Raw genomic sequence first — 3,246 nt, 5'->3', positions numbered from 1 at the left:
CACATGATAAGCGTCTTACCTGCACCGACCTCGTGGTCGCAGATACCACCTCCATTGGTCTTCAGCATCCACACGGCATCTTTCTGACTCTTATAAAGGTCTTGTATGCCCAATCTTTTAAGGTCGAGGTCGGGAAACGACTGATGCGTACCGTCGAAGTTGGGACGCACAAAGCAGTTAAAAAGGCGGTTGTAACGGTCAGATAACTGCTGCTTGAAGGTGTCTGGCGTGCGTCCGAGCCAATCGACAAAGCCCTGTCTGATTTCCTCAATCTTGGCATTCGCCATCTGTATGGCATGTCCGTCCCTTACTTTAATGGTCTTGGTCTCTCCCGTAACCTTATCCGTCACTTCCTTGCTCTTGTTGATGTCGGGAATGGTATTGTGCAGGGCGTGCTTCAGGAGATTGATGCCGTCATAGCGGCGGAACTCACCCTGTACGGCATACTTGTGCCAGATATTGGCATTCTTTCGGTCGCAGATAATGCTGTATTCGTCCATATTGGAATGGTAGGATACGCCAATATCCGTCCCGAAAAACTCCGATGCGAACCTGCCATAGACCTTTGAGGGTATCCAGCGTTCACCGAGATTGAAGTCAAGGTCTGCAAATGGAATGGGGGTTGGCGTGGCTGCACGTAGGGCAGCAAGGCTCTGCTTTGCTTCTTCGTGGTCGGGATGGTCCAATAGCCATGACTCGATACGCTCCGCCTTTTCAATTACATTGCCCGAAATGAACTTGTCCGCCACCTCGTATGCGTTTTCTTCGGGATTGAAATAGATGCGACCTTCCAAGGAAGAAATGATGTCGCTTTCCTCCATATCAGGTAAAAGTGAACTCATGTAGTCAAGTTCCACCGTACCGTACTTGTTGAGCGATGCGCCAAGAGCCTCCATCGGGTCTGCGGCAACGGTCAGTTCCGTGGTGGAAAATGTCGTAGGATGGTCAAAGATGTCCGCCTTGACGTACCTGCCGTTTTCGGACCGTTCCAAGAAGAGCATTTCCACGCCTGTAGCATCCATCTTGATGATGTCGGTGTTCGCCTTCTGGTTAAAGTAGCCCCAGCGTGCAACATAGTCATCATATAGGTGGTTGAGCCTGCTGCGGTCTTCCTTGTCTTCAGCATGGTTTTCTGCCTCGTAGTCATAGAGACGATGATAGCACTCCCGTATCTCGATATAGGCTTTGAGACGGGAAAGCTGTGCATACGGCAAGTCCATCGGATTAAAGGTTGGATGTCGCTTCAGATCAGAAAGAAACCCCACCTGCCCTTTCTGCACGACAATGGTGCCGTCTCTTAGGTGTGAGTCCGGCGAAGAGAGAAAAGGGCGTGGGGAAGCGTCAAACTCCTTTCTGACTTCCGCTATCGGTTTTGGCTTGCGCTCCTCGTCTTCGTTCATGAAGTCGAAAAGGGATGGCTCACGTGAAGAGGAAGAAGCTGCTTTCCTGCTACTACGGGTACGCCGTTGAGGAGAGGTTACTGACTTTTGTATCTTGGACTCCGATGGTTTCTGGGGAGCAGTTTGTGTTATAGGACGGTGCGCCTGTGAAGTTCCTGAATTATCCTTGATTTCATTGTTCACACGGCTTACCTCTCTTGTCCAAAGGCTGTATTCCTCTGGGGCAAACAGTGACAGTTGCTCCGGTTGTCCGATGTCTTCCATGTTGTTGCCCACCACTGGATGATGATCGTCGTCAAAGAACACCGTCTGTCCGTTCATCTCTCTTGGGGCTTCAATATCCGTACGGATTTCCGACCTTTCCTGTTCGTATTGTCGGTGAAGTGTCAAGGCGGGTACACCTTCGGGTGCAGGTTCAACGTTTATGGATGGTTGCTTTGACACAGATTGCTGTGGTACAGACTCCGATGATGGTGGTTGCAATGGAGTAGTCTCTCCATTGGAAACGGTATTTTCTGTTGCCTGTGCCTTGGTAATGGTAAAATCGTCCGGTTCTATGACTTGCCCGACATTAATTTCTGTTTCAGTTTCCAACTCTTCCTTGGATATCTTGATTCCAGAAGTACCGTTCACAGTCTTCTTAACCGTGTCTTCTGTATTTGTTACCGCTTCTTCCTTAATTTCCTCTGCCACCACTTCTTCTTTGGTATATTGTTCCCTGACGATTTCTTCCAACTCGGCTATCTCGTGCAATTTCTTAGGAGAGAAATACAGGTCGCGTTCAATCCCCAGTCCTCTTACCTTCACGCCTTCCATCTCATCAAGGGACATATTGCCAAGCTCCCAGCCGTAACCCATCGTGACAGCACCGAAACCAATGCGGCTCTTAGGGTCATATTCCAGAAGGTAGGCTGTGTATGCTCCCATCGGGAAGAAATAGCGTGCATAGGCTATCTTATCGCCAATGAGTTCCTTTTCCGTACTGTAAAGTTTAGGTAGTTGCTTCCTGATACTGTCGGGCATCAAATTATAGGCATTCTCCGCCTCCTTGTCCGTTTTTGGGTCCTCTTTGGGCAAATCAACCGTTATCCCTAACTTATGCAGTTGCTTCTCGGCTTCTTTCTGCCGTTCCTCCTCCGTCATAGGTATGCCTGTTTCATAGAGTTTGCGGTCAAAGCGTTGCTCAACTTCCAAGGAGAGCTGTGTCCTGATACTCTCCGCCATATCATCAATGCTGCCATCGAAGCGATACTCCCATGTAGGCTTGCCGTAGGGGTCTGTACCCATCGTGCGCTCCGTGGCGATGATACGGTGAGCAATGTCTTTCCAATCTCCTGCAAAAAGTGAGTTGTGCTTGAAGACGACAGAAGAGCCTTCTTCTTTGGGAACGGAAAGAGTTTCTACAAACTGCTGTTCAATCCCCTCGCTGATTTCTTTACCTGTCTGCTTCTGCAGGACGATGAGGTCACTGCCTACATCCGTTCCTGCATTATCTGAAAACATGCCCGACGGTAAACGGAGAGCGGAGATAAGGCGACTGTTCTGCATGAGGTAACGGCGTATGGCTTCATTGCGAGGACTGTCCAATACACCCTGAGAGGTGATGAATGCCAGTAAGCCACCTTCCTTGATGCAGTCCAGACCTTTCACGAAGAAGTAATTGTGGATGGCACGTGTGGACTCACGTTTGAGAGTGTCCTTGCCTTTGCTGTATTCTCGGTCATAGACCATGAAATCACCGAAAGGAATGTTACTTGTAACAAGGTCGTATTTGTCCTTGTCTTCCAGTTCTCCAATGGCTTCAAAAGGCTCGTTTTGAACGAAGATATTGCCTTTTCCATAAGGG

General features: G+C 49.1%; 1 protein-coding gene. It reads right to left on the bottom strand.

The annotated features are described in order from the left end of the window. Window positions 1-3,246: DUF2958 domain-containing protein (locus F596_RS0110605; protein ID WP_019036931.1), on the bottom strand; the 3,246-nt coding region annotated here is incomplete at both ends.

Source organism: Prevotella amnii DSM 23384 = JCM 14753 (genome assembly GCF_000378745.1).
Lineage (GTDB): Bacteria > Bacteroidota > Bacteroidia > Bacteroidales > Bacteroidaceae > Prevotella > Prevotella amnii.
Note: the sequence above shows the minus strand (reverse complement) of the source record. Positions and strands in the feature narration are given on the sequence as shown.